The organism is Corynebacterium minutissimum (assembly GCF_000805675.1).
Taxonomy (GTDB): Bacteria; Actinomycetota; Actinomycetes; order Mycobacteriales; family Mycobacteriaceae; genus Corynebacterium; species Corynebacterium minutissimum.
Genome location: NZ_JSEF01000006.1, coordinates 323497 through 342112, shown reverse-complemented (window position 1 = coordinate 342112; position 18616 = coordinate 323497). Strand labels below are relative to the sequence as shown.

The following is an 18616-nucleotide window of genomic DNA, read 5'->3' as shown; positions in this document are numbered from 1 at the left end:
CTTCCCCCCTCTAACACTCGGGGCAGTTTACTGCTGTGAATCACTGCTGTGGGTCACCTCTGTGAACTGTTCTAAGTGAGTCCACTGCTGTCAGAATTTTGTTAGGAGATTTCAATCATGGATTGGCGCCACGAAGCTGTTTGCCGCGACGAAGACCCGGAGCTGTTCTTCCCGGTCGGTAACTCCGGCCCCGCACTTACCCAGATCGCAAAGGCCAAGCTGGTCTGCAACCGCTGCCCGGTTGCTTCCTCTTGCCTCAAGTGGGCCCTCGAGTCCGGCCAGGATGCCGGCGTGTGGGGCGGCCTGTCTGAGGAGGAGCGCCGCGCTATCAAGCGTCGCAACCGCAGCCGCAACCGTGCCCGCGTATCTGCTTAATCAGACCCCCGATTTCCACTTCGGCATCACCTGCCGCTACAGTTGAAGAAGTTCATTTACCCTTAACAGAAGGAGTACGCGATGAGCAAGCGTGGCCGTAAGCGCAAGGATCGCCGTAAGAAGGCCGCTAACCACGGCAAGCGTCCTGGCGCATAAAGTCAGCAGTAAAAAGGCCCGTTCCCCCACTACCGTGAACACACGGCGGGGTGGACGGGCCTTTGCTGTGTCCGCAGGAGCCGCGGCGGTTTAGGGTTTATCCACCTTATCCCCACGTGATTTCAGTGCGCGTAATCTGCACAGAAATCCGCTGGCGCAATGACTGCGGTGCTGATTGACCACCACAGCACTTGCGAACAAGAGCTCTCACGACCTCTTCGCTTTCTAGGCGCTCCTGGCACACATCGCATTGTGCGATGTGCTCGCGGATGGCTAGCGCCCGTGCATAGCTCGTCGATTCATCGAGCAGCTCCCCAAAGAGTGCATTCACCTCCGGGGAGTTACACGCACCGCAGTTACGTCCTGTTGCGCGTTCCATTACTTCTCCTCCGTCTTAGAATTCATATCTGGGTGGTCGCGGCCAATGCCTTTTTCTCGTGCCACGTCCTTCAACGCAGTGCGGAGTAATTTTCTTCCACGGTGCAGTCGGCTCATCACCGTCCCCAACGGGGTGTCCATCACCTCAGCGATTTCCTTGTAAGCCAAGCCCACCACATCCGCGTAGTACACCACCATGCGGTAATCCTCAGGGAGGTCGTTCATGGCGTCAGAAATTTCCGAGTCCGGCATCTGCTTCAGCGCTGCCACCTCGGCGGATTCTAGGCCAGTCGAGTCGTGGCCCGCAGTGGTGTACAGCTGGAAATCACTGAGCTCATCCGCCGAAGACTCCATCGGCCGGCGCTTCGCCTTGCGGTAGGAGTTGATGTAGGTGTTCGTCATGATGCGGTAGAGCCAGGCTTTGAGGTTGGTGCCTTGCTTGAAGGAGCCGAAATTGCTGTAAGCCTTCAAGTAGGTCTCTTGGATCAAATCCTCTGCGTCCTGCGGATTGCGGGTCAGGCGCATTGCACCACCGTAGAGCTGGTCCAGCAACGGCAGGGCTTGTTCCTCAAACAGCCTCTGCTGTTCGCGCTGCTTTTCTGAGGTTTCGCTCGCGCTCGTCGTGTCTGTGGCCATAGAAACTATCCTAGCGCCCGGGACTAGGGTGGTTCCTATGGCTAAGAAGACCCCGCATGCAGCTACCCCCGCCCTCAAGCTCTTGGAGGAGGCTGGTGTTGAGCACCGCGTCACCACCTTCGACGGCGGCAGCGACCATTTCGGTGATGCGGCTATGAAGGCTCTCGATGTCGAGCCGGAACGCATTTTCAAGACTCTTGTCATCGATCTCACCGCCGGTAAAGGTCCCAAGCGCCAGCTCGCTGTGTGTGTCCTTCCAGTAACCCACCAACTTAGCCTCAAGAAGGCCGCTGCTGCCTTCGGCGCCTCCAAAGCCTCTATGGCAGATCCTGCCGATGCTTCCAAGTCATCCGGCTACATCCCCGGCGGCATTTCACCCCTCGGCCACAAACACGTCCTCCCCACAGTCATCGATGAAACAGCGTTGTTGTGGGACACCATCTATTTCTCCGGCGGCAAGCGCGGCCTCGACATCGAAATGAACGCCGAAGATTTCTCCCAGGTCCTCGATGTCTCCTTCGCCGACGTCCTAGCCGAATAGGCGCCCCGCCTCAGGCACGCTAGATAGCTTTTAGAACAAGGTACTCGGCGGTTGTTCGGCAATAAGCTCCGCATAGTCATTGCGGACGTTACCCACGGCCGGATCCGCTGGGCGAGCGTTGAATCCTTCTACTGAGCTCGGCTCGAGCAAGGCTTCCCCAGCGAGCCACGGCGCAATCTCTTCCTTGCGCAGGAACTTAGGCAAACGGTGGTGCAGCCACGCCATTTCCTCAGTTGCCTCAGTGGTCACCATCGTGGCCGATAACCTGTCCATGCCCGTGGCCCACAATCCTGCTGCCCACAACAGGCCCTCAGGACCGGTGACGTAATAAGGTTGCTTCTTCGCCTTCGGGTCATCCCCTGCTTTCCATTCGTAATAGCCATCTAAGGGGATAACGCAGCGCTGGGCTTTGAAAGCATCGCGGAAGGAGGGTTTCTTCGCCACGGTCTCAGCTCGTGCGTTGAAAAGCGGTGGCCCATCCAGGTCCTTCTTCCAATGCGGGAGAAGTCCCCAGCGCGCCGGATCTACTCGCGCGGTGGTGTCCTCAACACGGACGATGGCCACTGGTTGGGTCGGGGCAATGTTGTAGCGAGCGGGAGGTAAACCCTCGGGCGCATGGACTTCGGTGATGGATTCCCACTCACCGACCTCGTCGAGGAGGGACTCGGTAAACAGTACAAATCTTCCGCACATGCCCCCTATTATGGACTACATGTCTGATTTCTGGAGTGCGCCTCAACCCACCGGCCCCCTGTCGTGGACGCAGGAGATCCCTGGTTCGAAATCGATGACCAACCGCGCCCTCATCCTTACCGCGTTGGCGGACTCCCCCTCCATCATCTACAACCCGCTCGTCTCTCGTGATACTGACCTCATGAAGGAAGCCCTCACGGCCATGGGCGTGGGCATCTCTGAGTGGGGACCGCACCTGCGCGTGACACCGCGCCCGCTGCACGGCGCGGAGGTAAATTGTGGTCTGGCCGGCACCATTATGCGTTTCCTGCCGCCGGTAGCTGCCTTGGCGGATGGGCCGGTGCTTATCGACGGTGACCCGTACGCCCGCAAGCGCCCCATGTCCACCATGACGGCAGCACTTCGTGAGATTGGCGTCGATGTCGAAGGCGATAGTTTGCCTCTGCGTATCACTCCACGCGGTGTGCCGGACGTATACGAGGTCACGATCGATGCCTCCTCATCTTCCCAGTTCGTCTCCGGTCTCCTCTTGGCTGCTGCGCGCTACCGCAATGGCCTCGTCGTGCACCATAAGGGAGACCCTGTCCCCTCCCAGCCGCACATTGCGATGACCATTGCTATGCTTCGCGAGGCCGGCGTCTATGCTTTCGCGGCAGAAAATAAATGGGTCGTCCATCCGGGGCCCATCCGGGGCCGTGAGTGGCACATCGAGCCGGATCTCTCCAATGCCACGCCCTTCCTCGCTGCTGCGACCGTTGCTGGCGGCAGCGTGAGCATTCCGAACTGGCCGGAGGACACCACGCAACCAGGCGATTCTTTCCGCGGCATCCTGGAACAGATGGGCGCCACCGTCGAATACGTCCCGCAGGCTCCCCGTAAGGAACCGCACCTCACGGTGACCGGCCCAGCGGAAGGTGCCGCTGGCCTGCGGGGAGTTAACCTGGATATGGGGGATATCGGCGAGCTCACCCCGACCGTCGCGGCGCTGTGTGCGCTGGCATCGACCCCGTCCACGCTGACGGGTATCGCGCACCTGCGCGGCCACGAGACGGACCGCCTGGCGGCCCTCGCTGCGGAGATCAACGGTCTGGGAGGCAACGTCACCGAGCTTGACGACGGCCTCCGCATCACCCCTGCCCCACTCCACGGCGGGACGTGGCGTGCCTACGCGGATCACCGTATGGCCACCGCCGGTGCGATCATCGGACTGGCCGTCGAGGGCGTCGAGATCGATGACATCGAGTGCACGTCGAAGACTCTGCCCGGCTTTGCCCAGATGTGGGAGGATATGGTCCGTGGCTAGACGCGCACGTAGTTACGACGAGTCCGATGTCCGCATCCGCCCAGGCAAAGGCTCACGCCCGCGTACCAAAGACCGCCCCCAGCACAAGGACGCCAAGTTCGGCATGGTCATCACCAAAGACCGCGGCCGCTGGGGCGTGGCCCTCGATAATGATGGCCCCGTCGTCACCGCGATGCGCGCACGAGAGATGGGCCGCACTCCCGTCGAGGTCGGTGACCGCGTCGGCGTCGTGGGCGATACCTCAGGTAAGAAAGACACGCTCGCGCGCATCGTGAAACTGGAGGAGCGCTCTTCCGTCCTGCGCCGCACTGCTGACGATACCGATGCCTATGAGCGCATCGTTGTGGCCAATGCTGACCGGCTCCTCATCGTGTCCGCCGTGGCGGACCCACCACCGCGTTCTGGTTTTGTGGAGCGCGCGCTTATCGCCGCCTTCGCTGGCAACATTCACCCAGTTCTGTGCCTCACCAAGACAGATCTCACCGATCCCGCTCCTTTTGCCAAGGAGTTTGAGGACTTGAATGTCACCGTCGTGGAGGCTGGCGTAGATGATGACCTCACGGAGGTCTGCCAGGCTATCGACGGCCACGTGACCGCCCTTATCGGGCACTCCGGTGTAGGCAAATCTACCTTGGTCAACCGCCTTGTCCCCGATGCCCACCGAGAGACAGGTGAGGTCTCTGCCGTGGGCAAAGGCCGCCACACCTCGACGCAGTCAGTCGCTCTGCGTCTGCCTGCTTCTGGGGATACGCCGCACGGCGGTTGGATTATTGATACCCCCGGTATCCGCTCCTTCGGTCTGGCTCACATCGATGCGGAAAACGTCATCGACGTATTTGAGGACCTCGCGGAGGCCATCGAGGACTGCCCCCGTGGCTGTACCCATGCCGGCCCCCCAGCCGACCCCGAGTGCGGCTTGGACCTCAACATCGAAGAGGGCACCGCCTCAGCTCGGCGGCGCGATGCCGTCCGCACTCTGCTGGCGGCCCTGCGCACCAACGTGGACTGGGCCTAACTTGAGCCGCCTAGCCTGAGTCTTAAGCCGGAATCATGTCTGCCAACTGAGGCGGCAGAACAGTCTTGAGAAATGGGCCTGCAGCACGCAGAGCCATCAGGATGATGGTGAGAGCACCGCTCACGCCAAGAAGGATGGCACCGCCCTTATCGATGTTGGAAGAAGTGTTGTCTCTGTCCGAGTCCTTCTTTTTGTTGAACTCTTCCTTCTTCGCACATGCGTTGAGCGCCTTGATGTACTCCGGCGCGATGTCGCGGAACGTCTCGGCTACCTTGATGTTGTTCTTAGCGCGCTTTACCGCGTCTTCGTCACCAAGCTCGACCTCAGCCTCGAAATCTGCGAGGTCACGGTACAGCTCATCAGACTGGTTCTGTACAGCACGTGCGCGAGCCCCGGCGTCCTTCGGCAGGATCTCGTAGTCATCCTTGAGCAGACTAGAATCCACGTCGTTGTCCTTGGACTCAGCGTTGGAGAGGTCGTTCGATTCCTTCTCGCTCAAAGTGATGGTGCACTTATCGTTCTTGATGGAGGTGGTCACTGCACCGGCAGTCGGGGCAACGACACCGCCAGCTACAAGCGCGACGGACAAGGTCGAGGTAGCCACCACACGGCGAAGACGGGAGGAAGACATTGTTGAGAGCCTTTCGATCGAGCTGAATTTTACCTAAGCAGACTATCAACAATTAGCCCAGCTTGGGCAGGTACTCCCCAAATTGCTGGTAGATGGCCATGCCGACGCTGATGATGCCGAAAAGAATCGCGATGATCACACCGGCTGGCCCTTGGGAAGAGCCTTCTACGATGCGCAGCCACGGCGTGGTGGGCTGCTCAGCATTACTCGGGTCCTGCTTGTCCGTACCGGAGGCAGTGGTGTTGGTGCTGCTGTGCGTCGTCTCAACCGCGTTCTCAACGGGCGCGGCTGCTTCTTGCGCGCCGGCGGCAGGGGCGCCAAGGGCAGCGGTGGACAATGCGGCAGCGGTAATCAGGGCAGAAAGACGGGATGCCTTCATAGGGGGAGGTAACTCCTTAGAGGATAAAGCCCTGCTGGGCAGGGCTCTATAGGACGGATAGTGGAATAGAGTTGAGTTTAGAGCAGCTCGACGAGGAACGGTAGCTCCGTCGGGTCATAGAACGCCATGAAATTATCGAGGGCATCGCCCACGGCGAGCTCAGCGTCTTCATCGCCAAGGTCGGCATTATCAATAGCCTCAATGGCCTTGGCCGTGGCTGCTTCGGATTCCTCGATATCGACGTGAATGGCCTGCAGGTTGTCTTTGGTAATGATGGCTGGGTTCAGCGCCACTACGGGTTCGCCCATATCTGGCTTTGGGGTAATGACAGACTCGTCAACATCCACCGAGATCACGACGCGGCGGTGCGGGAATTTCTCCTCATCACCAATGGCCAGCAGGCGCAGAGAGGCCATGGAGGCTTCGAGGAAGGCAGAATATGCAATCTCCTCTTCATCACCGCCTTCGGTATAGAACTCCCGCAGCGCCGGAGTCACCATAAAGCCCCATCCACTGCGCGCAGCGAGCTGACCTGTTTCCTCCAGCTCGCTGAGCATAGCGAACGTGGCGGGCAAAAAGACACGCACGTCTGCGGACACTTAAAACTCACCTTCAATGTCGAAGACTGCCTGGACCTCAACGCTGGTGCGGTCAAAGACCGTGTAGAGCATTCCGACCATGCCATTTTCCACAGCGGCGCGGACATTCACGATGGAATCATCCACCATGACGCAGTCATTAATAGGCAGGTCAATAGCATCGGCAGCGGCCTGGAAGGCGGCACGATCCGGCTTCTCGGCACCGATCTCGCCGGACAGGACTACTGCGTCAACGATGCCACGGTATTCCCATTCGCGAATGTGCTCAGCGCCAGGGCCGCCCGGATCGTTAGAGAGAATAGCGGTGGCCACACCATTGGACTTGGCAGCGGCAAACAGTGCGCGCCAGCGTTTGACGTCTTCCTCGGTGCCATCGAGCACACCTACAAAATCGACGATGAGTCCACGCATATTTTCTATCCTTCACCCTTCGCGTTGAGCTGTGTATATCGTCCGAAAGTATAGCGAACATACAGTGTGGACGCTCCTACCACCCGCGCACTCTGCAGCGAGCTAGCCGCCAAGGCTGCCAGCGTGGCACAATGAAGGGGCGTCCAGCTCTCCTATCCCCTTTGTCTGCGCCGCTCACCGCTGGGAAGGTTAGCTCTTGTGTACATCCCCATCCCCGGTATGAGCCATCTGCAGCTCTATGCCGCTCCTCAGCGCATCCGCTACGAGCGCGAACCCACCGCTGGCGACCTTGCCACGCGCGAGGAAATCCGCGGTTTGGTCGTCATCGTTGTGGAAGTTGCCGCGTCCCTGCGACCGTTAAGCCATCTCGACAACGCACGTTTGCGCCGGAAATCTCCACGCACATTCGGGCGTGGAAGAAGGCTCAGCCCGCTGATGAAAGCCGTGGGCGCATCGCGCTCAGCAGTTTGCATGCGCGAGCCAATGGTGAATACTTCGGTTCTGCCGTTATTGGCGGCCAGCAACGCGCCTTTACAGGTTCCGCGTCCGGCCGGCACTTACGCTCATTTCGCATGCTGACAGTGGGACCCCGATCCCCACTGTGAAACTTTTTTAGAACCAGGAACCCAGCTTGATCAGGATCGGGGTCCAGTCGATTCCCGCGAAAGCAGCGGAAGCGCTGATGAGAGCCAAGCTGATTCCTCCGAACATGGTGGCCTGGGTGGCGGCACCTTTTACTGGGTCGGAAGAGCCGGTGGCAGCTGGGGCATCGGCGGCGGCACCACACTCAGCAGCAACCGCGTTCTGAGAGCTCAGGCCAGCCAGGCCGTTGGAGCTCTCAGCACCGGTGCCTTCCTCAGAGTTAAGGACGGAAGACAGCTGGCACTGCTCTTCCGGTGCTACCTCAAAGGCGGAGGCAACTGCGCCGCCGCCCAGCAGGGTGGCGGAGGCGAAGACGGACAAACCTACTCGCATTGAGAAGCGGCGCATGGTGATGAGAACCTCCGAGACACGAGATGAATAATATTCTGACAGTATATAGCTAAGTGCTTCCAATGAAAAGACGCCACGGGGAGCCTGCCCCGCAGCGTCTTTTCAGGATGTTGTGCGCTTGGTGTTAAGCCTCTTCGGCTTCAGTGGCATTAGCTTCTTCCTGAGCCTTGAACTGCTTGCGCAACATAAACAGCTGGCGCACAGTTTCTTCCTTCACGCCGTCATTCATGGCGTTGAACATCTCTCCGCCCTCCTTCTGGTACTCCACCAGAGGATCGCGCTGTGCCATGGCACGCAGGCCAATACCTTCCTTGAGGTAGTCCATCTCGTAGAGGTGCTCGCGCCACTTCTGGTCGATGATCGGGAGGATGATCATGCGCTCAGTGTTGCGCATCTGGCTCTCGCCGCCGATGGCGGTGACGGAGTCTTCCAGCTTGTCGTACTCCGAGTTGGCGTCGGCAAGCAAAGCGTCACGAAGCTGCTCCGCAGAAAGCTCACCGGCGGAGCCGTACTCGGTTCCTTCGACAAGCGACTCGTGCGACATGGTCGGACCATAGAGGGACTCGAGCGCGTTCCACAACTCATCGAGGTTCCAATCCTCGACATAACCGGTGGCCGTCGCGCCGGAGACATAAGCAGAAACGGTGTCATCGATCATGGAGCGGATGTTGTCCTTGATGTCACCAGCATCGAGGATGTCGTGGCGGGTAGCGTAGACGACCTTGCGCTGCTCGTTGAGCACCTCGTCGTACTTGAGCACGTTCTTACGCATCTCAAAGTTCTGGTTCTCCACCTGCGCCTGCGCACCCTTAATGGAGTTAGAGACCATCTTGGCCTCAATCGGAACATCATCCGGCACGTTGAGGCGGTTCATCATGTTTTCCATGGACTGACCGACGAAGCGCACCATGAGTTCATCGCGCATGGAAAGGTAGAAACGGGTCTCACCGGGGTCACCCTGACGGCCGGAACGACCGCGCAGCTGGTTGTCGATGCGGCGCGACTCGTGACGCTCGGTACCCAGGACGTACAGGCCACCGGCCTCACGGACCTCGTCACCAAGCTTCTTGGAACGCTCCTTCTCCTCATCGATCTCGGCGTCCCATGTCTCCTGGTACTTCTCCTCATCCTCGAAAGGATCGAGGCCGCGCTCGCGCAACTTCTCATCGAGGATGACCTCGGGGTTACCGCCGAGCACGATATCGGTACCACGGCCGGCCATGTTGGTAGCCACCGTCACGGTGCCAGGGCGACCGGCACGGGCGACAATCTGGCCCTCCTGCTCGTGATGCTTTGCGTTAAGCACCGAATGCTTGATGCCGCGCTTGCTCAGCAACTGGGAGAGGTACTCGGAACGCTCCACAGAGGTAGTACCTACCAGCACCGGCTGGCCCGCCTCGACATGCTCAGAGATGTCATCGACCACAGCGGCGAACTTCGCCTCCTGAGTCTTGTAAATGCGGTCGGAATGGTCGATACGCTGGTTCGGCTTGTTCGTCGGAATCGGCACCACGTCGAGGCCGTAAATGGAGTGCAGCTCAGCAGCCTCGGTTTCAGCGGTACCGGTCATGCCGGAAATCTTGTCGTAGAGACGGAAGTAGTTCTGGAGGGTAACGGTTGCCAGCGTCTGGTTCTCGTTCTTAATCTCCACCTGCTCCTTGGCCTCGATGGCCTGGTGCATGCCCTCGTTATAACGGCGACCAGCCAGGACACGGCCAGTGAAGCCATCCACAATCATGACCTCGCCGTTGCGGACGATGTAGTCCTTATCGCGGGTAAAGAGTTCCTTAGCCTTCAGCGCGTTGTTGAGGTAGGACACCAGCTGCGAGTGCTCAGGAGCGTAGAGGTTATCAATACCGAGCTGATCCTCAACGAACTCGACACCATCTTCCAGCACACCGATGGTGCGCTTCTTGTGGTCGACCTCGTAATGGATACCTTCACGCATCTTCGGCGCCAACTGGGAGAAGACGCTGTAGAACTGGGAGGAACCGTCAACCGGGCCGGAAATGATGAGCGGGGTACGGGCCTCATCAATAAGAATGGAGTCCACCTCATCGACGATGCAGTAGTGGTGGCCGCGCTGAACGGTGTCATCGAGCGAGCGGACCATGTTGTCGCGCAGGTAGTCAAAGCCCAGCTCGTTGTTGGTGCCGTAGGTGATATCGCAGGCATAGGCCTCTTTGCGCTCCGGCGGGCGCATTTCGGAAAGAATGACGCCAACGGAAAGACCAAGCCAGCGGTGCACACGACCCATCATCTCCGCGTCACGCTTAGCCAGGTAGTCGTTAACCGTCACGATGTGCACGCCCTTGCCCTCAAGCGCATTGAGGTAGGCCGGCAGCAGCGAGGTCAAGGTCTTGCCCTCACCAGTGCGCATCTCAGCAACGTTGCCGAAGTGCAGGGCGGCACCGCCCATGATCTGCACCTTGTAGTGCTTCTGATCCAGCACGCGCCAGGCAGCCTCACGCACGGTTGCAAAAGCCTCAAGCAGAATGTCGTTGAGCTTCTCGCCCTTACTCAGGCGTTCCTTAAACTCCTCCGTCTTCGCCTTCAGCTCATCATCGGAGAGCTTGGCAAAATCGTCCTCGAGGGCAATAACATCATCAGCCATCTTGGCTAGGCGCTTTACAGTGCGTCCCTCACCGGCGCGGAGCAGCTTGGAAAGTCCAAACACGTCTAGATAGTCCTTCTTGTCGCGACAATATAGTTAACTCGTCGCCATTGTACTCACTAGGTTTCAAGCCTCGCTGCAGGGCTAGCCCAAAGTCTTTCTACACGGCCCCACTCCACCGCGAGTTCGACGTTCACTCAGTGCCCCCTGTTAACGATCCTGCGGAAGACAACGATTTCTTTATCAAAGGTGAACAATGTTCGTCTTGCTCCTCGTACTTCTCCCTGAGGAATGTCCGCTCCACGCCCCTACACGAAAAGGACTAAACCATGAAGCTTTCCAGGTTTGCCGTAGCCGCAGCCACCTCCACCGCCCTTGCAGTAAGCACGCTCACCGCTCCTGCCGCCTTTGCTGCCGAAGACGATGCCCCGCGAGGCGGAAGTGCCATGTGGCTCTATAGCACCATTATGACCGGCGCATTAGAAATCGCTGAAAGCTCCCACGCACCTAATACGCATCCAACCGAAAACTTCGGCACGGATTTGCTCATCGTCACCCCGCTAGCTATCGCGCTGATTCCACTCCAATTCGTGGCCGAGCAAGAAGTCCGCCTATCGAGCCAATTCTCCCTCTAGGAATCCGCCTATCACTACAGAGTAAGAAGGCCCTCGCCGCACAGTCCACAGTGCAGCGAGGGCCTTTAGCTCTTCGGCGACCAGTATGCGCTTGACTTACGCAACTAGACGGGAAGGCGCGAGAGCTTAGCTCTCTTCGTTCTCCTCAGTCAGAGAGATGAGACCGTAGTCGTAGGCATGACGGCGGTAGACCACAGACGGCTTATTGTTCTCCACATTGACGAAGAGGTAGAAGTCGTGGCCAACCAGCTCCATCTCGCTGAGGGCATCATCGACAGACATCGGGGTAGCCGGGTGCTCCTTGAAGCGCACGATCTGGCCTGGGCGGACATCTTCGACGGTCTCTGCGTACGGATCGATGTAGCGATCTTCCTTGGTGAGCTGGGCCGCCTCAGCCTCAGCAACCATCTCGGCGGCAATCTCGCCGGTACCCTTCTGGGCGCGGTGGCCGGACTTGACGTTCTCGCGGCGGACCTTGACCTTGCGCAGGGAGCGCTCCATCTTGCTCAGGGCCGTTTCGAGGGCAGCGTAGAAGGAGTCTTCCTTAGCCTCCGCACGAGCGATATGGCCCTTACCGGTGGCAGTGATCTGCAGGCGCTCAGCCTCGGACTCGCGGCGCGGGTTCGGCTCGTGCATCAGCTCTACATGGAAGAACGTCAGAGTCGGATCAAGGCGCTCAATCTTGGCCAGCTTACCGGCGACGCGCTCCTGGAAGTGTTCCGGAACTTCCACGTTACGGCCCGTGATGGTGATTTGAGCGTTGGTCTGCTGGGACATGTAAATGCCTCCCTTTACTCGTGGGGACTGAATGACGCACATTCTGCGGACCTTGAGAAGGCCTGTGATGAGGGCTTCTCATCCGCTTCCCTGTGACACCCCTCATGCTACCACTGGTCATAACCAACGGATCGACCGGCCCCCTCTTCTCGCTCCGGCCAGTGCGCCTAGCTAGGCATCTGCCAGCACAATCGCGCCAGCCACGTCACCCCCGACGGCCCTTACTCGCGCGGCGCTCGCGCGCAAGGTAGCACCGGTGGTCACGACATCGTCGACAAGCACCACCGATTGTCCCGTAAGCTGCTGCGCGCAGGGCCGAAGAAGCACTGCCGCGCGCATATTATCCGCACGCTCACCTGCCGTCAGTTCCGACTGATCCGCGCTCGATTCCGACGTAGCCAGTGCTTGGAGTGTGCGCCAGCCGGGAAGCCTCGATGCTGCCGATTCACACAGTGCGGTAACCGGATCACCACCGCGAGCACGCGCCGAGGATGCCCGAGTCGGCGCCGGGACGAGCAGGGCTGTCTCGGGAATATCGCCGCGCGCACGTAAATAATCGATACCAGCCGCCACCACTGCACCCATATGAGCACGCACCACGTGGTTACCGCGTTCTTTCATCGCGATGATCACGCCGCGGCGGGTATCGGAATACGGCCCCAAGGCCCACGTTGGAAACCCCAGTGGGATGGGGCGCTCAACTCGGCGCGGCACCTCGCGAAGATGCTCCTGGCAGCGCGGGCACAGCACCCCGCCGGCCTCGGTCTCGTCACCGCAGCCGGCGCAAGGACGCGGCAAAATCAGCTCCACAAGCGAGGCCACAAGCTCCCCTATCCCCCAATTTTTCGGCATGCTGCCTACTCTAGCCGCGGCTATGAAGGCACGCAGAGAGCTGGTTTTAACGCGGAATGATGGGCGAGGAACGCACGCCGCGCAGACCATCGACCTCACGCCAGTAGGAGCTTTCCGCGCCACCTGCCGGTAGCTGGAGGAGTGCGTGAGCATCGGTGACGTACAGGGTCGAGGGTGACGCCGCCACCGCCACCACAGGAGCAGTGATGTTACCGGTCGGCAGAGTCGTCGCTGCGGAACCATCTTGTTCTACTCGCCATACTGGCGAGTTGGAAGCGGAAGTGCCAACCAGTAGAGAACCATCAGCCTGCCACTCCACGGACAGTGCCGAACCGGTGAGCTCAGGGCCAACCTGGTGGACGTTAACGATGCGCCGCTCACCGGAGGTGGCTCGGGCAACGACACCGGTGTAAATGCTGCCATCAATAATCATGGCGATGCGCGCGCCCGTAATGGACAGACGGATAACGGAAATCTCGCCATCGATAGCGTCCAAGGCAGAGGTATCGACTTCCGAAGTACTGAGTTCACCCGTGGCTGGCGAACGCGTCACGCGAACAACGTGCTCGCCGTCGACGACGGTCCAGGCCACTTGACCGCCTACCTCGAAGGTGGGGCGAGCGAGCGTTGACCCGGTGACGGAATCACCGAGTTCTTGGCCGAGCTTGCCCATCGATAGTTGCGACTCATCCTTAGAACGCTTGCGCACAGCAGCCACGACGCCTTCATCGGAGATGTCGGCAGATTGGATGTCGTGGATCTGTCCGGCCGGTCCGGAAAGCTCCACGGGCCCGTCCGAGGCAACATCGAGCAAAGAGCCATCGTTGACCGCGTAGAGCTTTGCCACCGATTGCGCCGCCACCTCAGGGTTAAACTCCGCAAAGTCATCGATGGTCATCTCTTCCATGCCATCCACCATGGGGCCGCCATCGATCGTGGCCCGCACAGTGCTGGCCACCTCCGCGTTATTGAGTGTCCACACCAACTGGGCCGCGAATTTCAGGCGTTCCTCTTGCGACATCCCTGACATGCCGCTGAACTCATAGACCCCCTCATTTAGGCCGAGGAACGTGGCGTCCTTCGGCACCAGGGAGGATATAGCGGGGGCAATATCGGAGGAAGGACCCTGTAGCAGCAACGTCACCAATTCGGCAGCGATGGAATCCCTGCCGGTGTAGAGCCACCGCCGGTCAGCCACGAGCATGCGTTGGGTGACGTCGTAGAAATACAAGGACTGTGGGCGGTAGCGATTGCGCAGTTCCGTGCGCTCAATGACAGCACCAGTGGGAAGATCCGTGATGCGCCACTGACCATCGAATTGACGCAGGCGGACGGTCGCCTCAATGCGCGAGTTATCGGGCACATAGGCGCCGCCGTCCGCGAGGCGACCAATAATGTTGCCGCGAACCGAATACTCCAGAGCGCCGTCTTCCATCTTGGAGGTCACAAGATCAATGGAATCGACCACCAAAACGGTATTGGTGGGATCCCAGGTATTCGCAATATCGGAGGCCAGGAAAGTACGCGCCGCAGCATAGTTGCCTGCCGGGATAGCGGCGGCGGAATAAAAGTCACGAATGAGCAGGTCCGGGTCGCTATCAGTGCGCGGCTCCACGATGGCGTCCTCTGCTCGTTCGTGTGGGACGAATGTACCGATGACTTGGGGATCAGTGTTGCTGGGCAGCGTCGAACATCCCACGAGAGCAGTCAGCGACACACAGCTGAGTACCGCCAAGGTACGACGAGCGGGGATCATCGCTGGGCCTCCTCATCGAAATCGGGCACGTTCTCCTGGTTAAACGGCGTCTCGCTCTCCACCACTGTAGAGCGCGACTGGCGCTCCGAGGGCCAGACAATTCCAGCATCGTCCCCCGTGGCCTTGGTTCCTTCTTCCGGGCCCACTTCAGGATCGTTGTCAGATGGGAAATCAGCATCCACCGTGACAGTGCTTCCGCTACGGTCCGGAGCGCTCTCTGCACCGGACATGTTGTTCGTGGCCATGCCGTCGGCGCTCAAACCATACGGCAGCGCTGCCTGCTCCTCAGCTTCCACTGCCGTCGGTTGCGGTGCGCCCGGTACTTCCAAGGCAATAGGTTCGGACTCGATGGACTGGCCTGGGGTACGCGGAAGAATAAGGCGAAAGCGCGAGCCGACCCCAAAGTAGCCGATAGCGTCGAGAGTACCGCCGTGCAACATAGCGTCTTCACGTGCGATAGCTAGGCCAAGACCCGTGCCGCCCGAATGGCGCTTGCGCGACGAATCCGCGCGCCAGAAGCGGTTGAAGACAAGCTCCTCCTGGCCTTCCTTGAGACCGACGCCGGAGTCGGTGACGGCGATTCCGATGGCGTCGTCAGTCGTGGCAACATCCACCGTGACGGGATTGCCCTCAGAGTGGTCAATCGCGTTGGCGAACAGGTTGCGCAACACTCGCTCAATACGGCGCGAATCGCACTCCACTGCCACCGGCTCCGCTGGTGCGTTGATGCGGACCTCGACGCCAAGCTCATCTGCCAAGTGCTCCACTTGGCTCAAGGCCGAATCAATGCAGGAACGGATGTCGATGGACGCAGTGGACAAATCCGCCACGCCAGCATCGTGACGCGAAATCTCCAGCAAGTCCGCCAAGAGCTCTTCAAAACGATCCAGCTCCTTGATGAGCAACTCTGCCGAACGCTTGGTGTAGGGGTTGAAATCATCGGCATCAGCCGCAATGACATCGGCGGCCATGCGCACTGTGGTCAGCGGCGTACGCAGCTCATGGGACACATCCGAGGTGAACTGGCGCTGCAGGTCACCGTATTCCTCCAGCTGCGCAATCTGCTTGGAAAGCTTGTCTGCCATGTCATTGAAGGAGGAGGCAAGGCGGCCCATCTCATCATCGGAGTTGACCACCATGCGCTCGCGCAGGTGACCTGCGGCAAGGCGCTGCGCAATGCGTGAAGCAGAACGAATCGGGGTAATAACCTGCTGGGTAGCCAGCCACGCAATACCCACGAGCAACACCACGACGACCACACCTGCGGCGGAGAGCAAACCGCGCATCAATGCCATCGTGGATTCCTCCGACTCCATCGACAACACGAGGTAGACCTGCGTATTCGGGATGTCACACTCGATCGGTGTACCGACCATCAGCGCGTTATAGGTCGCGCCTGATTGCTGGTCCACGGTGGCGTATTGCTGCACAATTTGCCCTTGGCCCACGAGCTCACGCATTCCATCCGGGATGCGGTAACCCTCCGGCGAGGTTGTCGCCGTGCCGTCGGGATTGTCCACCACCACAACAGGTTCGTAGACTGCTTGGGCATCGTTTTGTTGCGCCGACATCTGCCCCAAGGCTGCGCGCGCTGAGTTAATACGCACTTGCGTCGAATTGGCGGTACCCGTGGCGTCAATCTGCTGTTCCACGGCCACGCGCGCACGATCGAGCTCCTGCAGCGCAGTCTCTTCCTTTTGGCTCACCAGCTGCTGCGTCAACACCGACACCAGCGCGTACGCCAAAATCAGCATGACCACCGCGGAGGCCACGAGCATCATGCCAATGACGCGTGTCTGCAGGGATGTACGCCAGCGCTCGACGACGCCATCCCTGACTCGCCTCAACCCATCAAAAATAACGGCTGTCCTTTACTCGCCGACTTTGCCGGTCTTATACCCCACACCGCGCACGGTGAGCACAATCCGCGGGTCTTCTGGGTCGTGCTCGATCTTCGCGCGAAGGCGCTGCACATGCACGTTGACGAGGCGAGTATCGGAGGCATGGCGGTAGCCCCACACGGACTCCAACAAAGCCTCACGGGTGTGGACCTGGCCAGGTTTACGGGCCATCTCCAGCAGAAGATCAAACTCCAGCGGGGTCAAGGAAATTTCCTCGCCGCTCTTGCGGGTGACGGTGTGCTCGGGGACGTCGATAAGCAAGTCCCCTACCTCAATCATCTCGCCAGAGGAGGAATCCGAGCGACGCAAACGCGCGCGGATACGGGCAATGAGCTCCTTCGGCTTAAAGGGCTTGGTGATGTAATCATCCGCGCCCGATTCCAAACCCAGTACGACGTCGACGGTGTCCGTCTTCGCGGTGAGCATGACAATCGGCACGGAGGACTCGGTACGGATGGCACGGCAGATATCCACACCATTCATGCCCGGCAGCATGAGGTCCAGCAAGATGAGGTCTGGGTCATGGTCGTGGAAAGCCGGGATGGCCTCATTGCCGTCATTAACGGCAATGGGCTCCAAACCTTCGGCTTCGAGCACGATAGTGAGCATTTCGGCAATTGCCGGGTCATCATCCACGACCAAGATTTTCGGTGCCACTTTACTGTTCTCCTACGAGGTCCTTGACAGATTGAATAATCATATCGGCATCCGCGGTGGCGATCCACCGTCCTGCCCACTCCTGCTGCGCGAGGCGCCGATAGGCTGCCGCCGTGCGGGCCTGTAGCCCGGCATCGCGCTCGTATCGATCCCGAGTACGGCACTCATCGTCAGCAGCGCGGGCCACAGCACGCTGTCCAGCGACGGCAACGTCGGTATCGAGGAAAATCTGCAGCTGCGGAACTGGCAAGCCCAAGCGCTCAAACTCCAGCTCATAAATCCAGTCAACGACGGATTCTTCGCCTACTCGGGCAGCCGAGTATGCGGCATTGGAGGCTACGTAGCGGTCGAGTATAAGCAGAGAACTCGTGTCTTCTGCGGCGGCAAGAAGCTGCTCTTTGGCGCCAAAGCGGTCGAGCGCAAACAGCGTGGCCATGCCATAGGCAGAGTCGGTAAGGTCCCCCATCTTTCCGTACAGCGCCTGCTGCGCTAGCTGCGCGTGAATGGAGTCCTCATAACGCGGGAAACTCAAGACTGAGACGTCACAGTCAAGTTCCTTGCGCAGGCGTTGGGTGACAGTGTTTTTCCCGGCGCCGTCAATGCCCTCAATACTAATCAGCATGCTGAGTGAAAACCCTCTGAGTGAAAGCTCTTAAATTAAATATGCACGGTCCGCACATACGTATGCGGACCTTAACAACGGATGCCTAGGACAGCGCCTCAATGAAAGCTTCGAGGTCGTAGTCTTCCTCGACTCCTTCAAGCAGTTCCAGAGCATGCTCGTGGAGGTTTTCGCTCCCAGAACCTGCGAGGTCGCGGATGAAGGGATAATCCTCCACGACTTCACCAGCGCTGAAGGGAGCGCCTGCCCAAATGGCGGCGATGGTGGCGGCTGCCAGCGCGTTGCGCTGTTCCTCTTCGGTCTGGTCTTCACCAGATGCTGCCAGCGCGCAGGCGTCGTCGACTGCAGCCACAATCTCTTCGTCTTCGAGATCTGACAGCTCGTCAAGAAACTCGACGTTAGCCTCGTCAGTGAAGATATCTTCATCCCATGAGCTCATTGGTTTCTCCTTATTACCTAATGTCTGATGCTGAAATCTGAAACGGTGGGGTCGTACGGCGCTAGGACGGCACCGCGACGCTAGGTGAGGTCTCTTACCCACTTTTTACCATTCTTTAGACAGCGTCACGCAGGTCTCCGCTGTTCCGTGTCGGGGCCACGACAGCGCACTACTATGCAGCTACTCTGCACAGCCAGGCACAAGCCCGTCTACACATTTCTGCCAAAATCCTGTGTACGAGCAGGGATTATAA

At 59.4% G+C, this 18616-nt stretch carries 23 protein-coding genes; 7 read left to right on the top strand and 16 right to left on the bottom strand.

From position 1 onward, the window contains the following. Positions 1-117 precede the first annotated feature (117 nt). Both NX84_RS04620 and NX84_RS13325 read left to right on the top strand, forming a co-directional pair. Positions 118-375, top strand: a complete 258-nt coding sequence (locus NX84_RS04620) for a WhiB family transcriptional regulator (RefSeq protein ID WP_039674232.1) — start codon at positions 118-120, stop codon at positions 373-375. Positions 376-456: 81 nt separating this feature from the next. Continuing rightward, complete coding sequence (locus NX84_RS13325; protein WP_369707509.1) at positions 457-531, top strand: 50S ribosomal protein bL37; 75 nt, start codon at positions 457-459, stop codon at positions 529-531. A gap of 106 nt (positions 532-637) precedes the next feature. Here NX84_RS13325 and rsrA read toward each other — a convergent pair whose 3' ends face one another. Both rsrA and NX84_RS04615 read right to left on the bottom strand, forming a co-directional pair. After that, entirely contained in the window at positions 638-910 is a 273-nt protein-coding gene (gene rsrA / locus NX84_RS12585) for a mycothiol system anti-sigma-R factor (RefSeq protein WP_082013899.1), read from the bottom strand. After that, positions 910-1545: a sigma-70 family RNA polymerase sigma factor gene (locus NX84_RS04615; protein ID WP_039674230.1), complete on the bottom strand. Its 636-nt coding sequence runs from the start codon at positions 1543-1545 to the stop codon at positions 910-912. Before NX84_RS04615 ends, rsrA begins: the two co-directional genes overlap by 1 nt. A gap of 37 nt (positions 1546-1582) precedes the next feature. Between NX84_RS04615 and ybaK the strand changes: the two genes are divergently transcribed. Further along, the gene (ybaK, locus tag NX84_RS04610; protein ID WP_039674227.1) at positions 1583-2086 is read left to right on the top strand and encodes a Cys-tRNA(Pro) deacylase; all 504 of its coding nucleotides are present in this window, start codon (positions 1583-1585) and stop codon (positions 2084-2086) included. Between the two features lie 30 nt (positions 2087-2116). Here the strand turns inward: ybaK and NX84_RS04605 are convergent, their stop codons facing one another. Continuing rightward, a complete protein-coding gene (locus tag NX84_RS04605) occupies positions 2117-2779 on the bottom strand; it encodes an SOS response-associated peptidase (RefSeq protein ID WP_039674225.1) in 663 nt (220 codons plus the stop codon). Between NX84_RS04605 and aroA the strand changes: the two genes are divergently transcribed. After that, positions 2778-4082 carry a 3-phosphoshikimate 1-carboxyvinyltransferase gene (gene aroA, locus NX84_RS04600; protein ID WP_039674223.1) on the top strand — a complete coding sequence of 435 codons (1305 nt, stop codon included), beginning with the start codon at positions 2778-2780 and terminating at the stop codon, positions 4080-4082. The two genes, NX84_RS04605 and aroA, sit on opposite strands and share 2 nt — an antisense overlap. Next, complete coding sequence (rsgA, locus tag NX84_RS04595) at positions 4075-5097, top strand: ribosome small subunit-dependent GTPase A (protein WP_039674221.1); 1023 nt, start codon at positions 4075-4077, stop codon at positions 5095-5097. The genes aroA and rsgA overlap by 8 nt, the downstream gene beginning before the upstream one ends. Before the next feature lie 22 nt (positions 5098-5119). Here rsgA and NX84_RS04590 read toward each other — a convergent pair whose 3' ends face one another. The 4 genes from NX84_RS04590 to NX84_RS04575 form a co-directional block, all read right to left on the bottom strand. After that, positions 5120-5728: a hypothetical protein gene (locus NX84_RS04590; protein ID WP_039674219.1), complete on the bottom strand. Its 609-nt coding sequence runs from the start codon at positions 5726-5728 to the stop codon at positions 5120-5122. A 52-nt stretch (positions 5729-5780) separates the two neighbouring features. Beyond that, positions 5781-6107, bottom strand: a complete 327-nt coding sequence (locus tag NX84_RS04585; RefSeq protein WP_039674216.1) for a hypothetical protein — start codon at positions 6105-6107, stop codon at positions 5781-5783. Between the two features lie 77 nt (positions 6108-6184). Continuing rightward, the gene (locus NX84_RS04580; protein WP_039674388.1) at positions 6185-6694 is read right to left on the bottom strand and encodes a DUF6912 family protein; all 510 of its coding nucleotides are present in this window, start codon (positions 6692-6694) and stop codon (positions 6185-6187) included. Between the two features lie 12 nt (positions 6695-6706). Beyond that, entirely contained in the window at positions 6707-7117 is a 411-nt protein-coding gene (locus tag NX84_RS04575) for an HAD-IA family hydrolase (protein WP_039674214.1), read from the bottom strand. Between the two features lie 198 nt (positions 7118-7315). Here NX84_RS04575 and NX84_RS12580 point away from each other — a divergent pair, with 198 nt between their 5' ends. After that, positions 7316-7696 carry a hypothetical protein gene (locus NX84_RS12580; protein WP_231913702.1) on the top strand — a complete coding sequence of 127 codons (381 nt, stop codon included), beginning with the start codon at positions 7316-7318 and terminating at the stop codon, positions 7694-7696. Positions 7697-7729: 33 nt separating this feature from the next. On the opposite strand, the gene NX84_RS04570 is transcribed toward NX84_RS12580, so the two are convergent. Further along, positions 7730-8107 (bottom strand): hypothetical protein, encoded by a 378-nt coding sequence (locus NX84_RS04570; protein WP_039674212.1) that lies wholly within the window; start codon positions 8105-8107, stop codon positions 7730-7732. A gap of 127 nt (positions 8108-8234) precedes the next feature. Beyond that, the gene (gene secA / locus NX84_RS04565) at positions 8235-10787 is read right to left on the bottom strand and encodes a preprotein translocase subunit SecA (protein WP_039674210.1); all 2553 of its coding nucleotides are present in this window, start codon (positions 10785-10787) and stop codon (positions 8235-8237) included. A 266-nt stretch (positions 10788-11053) separates the two neighbouring features. Here secA and NX84_RS04560 point away from each other — a divergent pair, with 266 nt between their 5' ends. Beyond that, positions 11054-11359, top strand: coding sequence for a hypothetical protein (locus NX84_RS04560; RefSeq protein WP_039674208.1), 306 nt, complete (start codon positions 11054-11056; stop codon positions 11357-11359). Between the two features lie 126 nt (positions 11360-11485). Here the strand turns inward: NX84_RS04560 and hpf are convergent, their stop codons facing one another. The 7 genes from hpf to NX84_RS04525 all read right to left on the bottom strand — a co-directional run bounded on the left by hpf (position 11486) and on the right by NX84_RS04525 (position 18363). Then, positions 11486-12136: a ribosome hibernation-promoting factor, HPF/YfiA family gene (hpf, locus tag NX84_RS04555; RefSeq protein ID WP_039674206.1), complete on the bottom strand. Its 651-nt coding sequence runs from the start codon at positions 12134-12136 to the stop codon at positions 11486-11488. 171 nt (positions 12137-12307) lie between these two features. Further along, entirely contained in the window at positions 12308-12988 is a 681-nt protein-coding gene (locus NX84_RS13140; protein ID WP_052319664.1) for a ComF family protein, read from the bottom strand. Between the two features lie 46 nt (positions 12989-13034). Continuing rightward, a complete protein-coding gene (gene lpqB, locus NX84_RS04545) occupies positions 13035-14744 on the bottom strand; it encodes an MtrAB system accessory lipoprotein LpqB (protein WP_039674204.1) in 1710 nt (569 codons plus the stop codon). Then, positions 14741-16525: an MtrAB system histidine kinase MtrB gene (mtrB, locus tag NX84_RS04540; protein ID WP_039674202.1), complete on the bottom strand. Its 1785-nt coding sequence runs from the start codon at positions 16523-16525 to the stop codon at positions 14741-14743. The genes lpqB and mtrB overlap by 4 nt, the downstream gene beginning before the upstream one ends. A 90-nt stretch (positions 16526-16615) precedes the next feature. After that, entirely contained in the window at positions 16616-17302 is a 687-nt protein-coding gene (gene mtrA / locus NX84_RS04535) for an MtrAB system response regulator MtrA (protein ID WP_039674200.1), read from the bottom strand. A gap of 1 nt (position 17303) precedes the next feature. Beyond that, positions 17304-17924 (bottom strand): dTMP kinase, encoded by a 621-nt coding sequence (locus NX84_RS04530; protein WP_039674198.1) that lies wholly within the window; start codon positions 17922-17924, stop codon positions 17304-17306. Between the two features lie 85 nt (positions 17925-18009). After that, entirely contained in the window at positions 18010-18363 is a 354-nt protein-coding gene (locus NX84_RS04525; protein ID WP_039674196.1) for a DUF4259 domain-containing protein, read from the bottom strand. Positions 18364-18616: the final 253 nt, after the last annotated feature.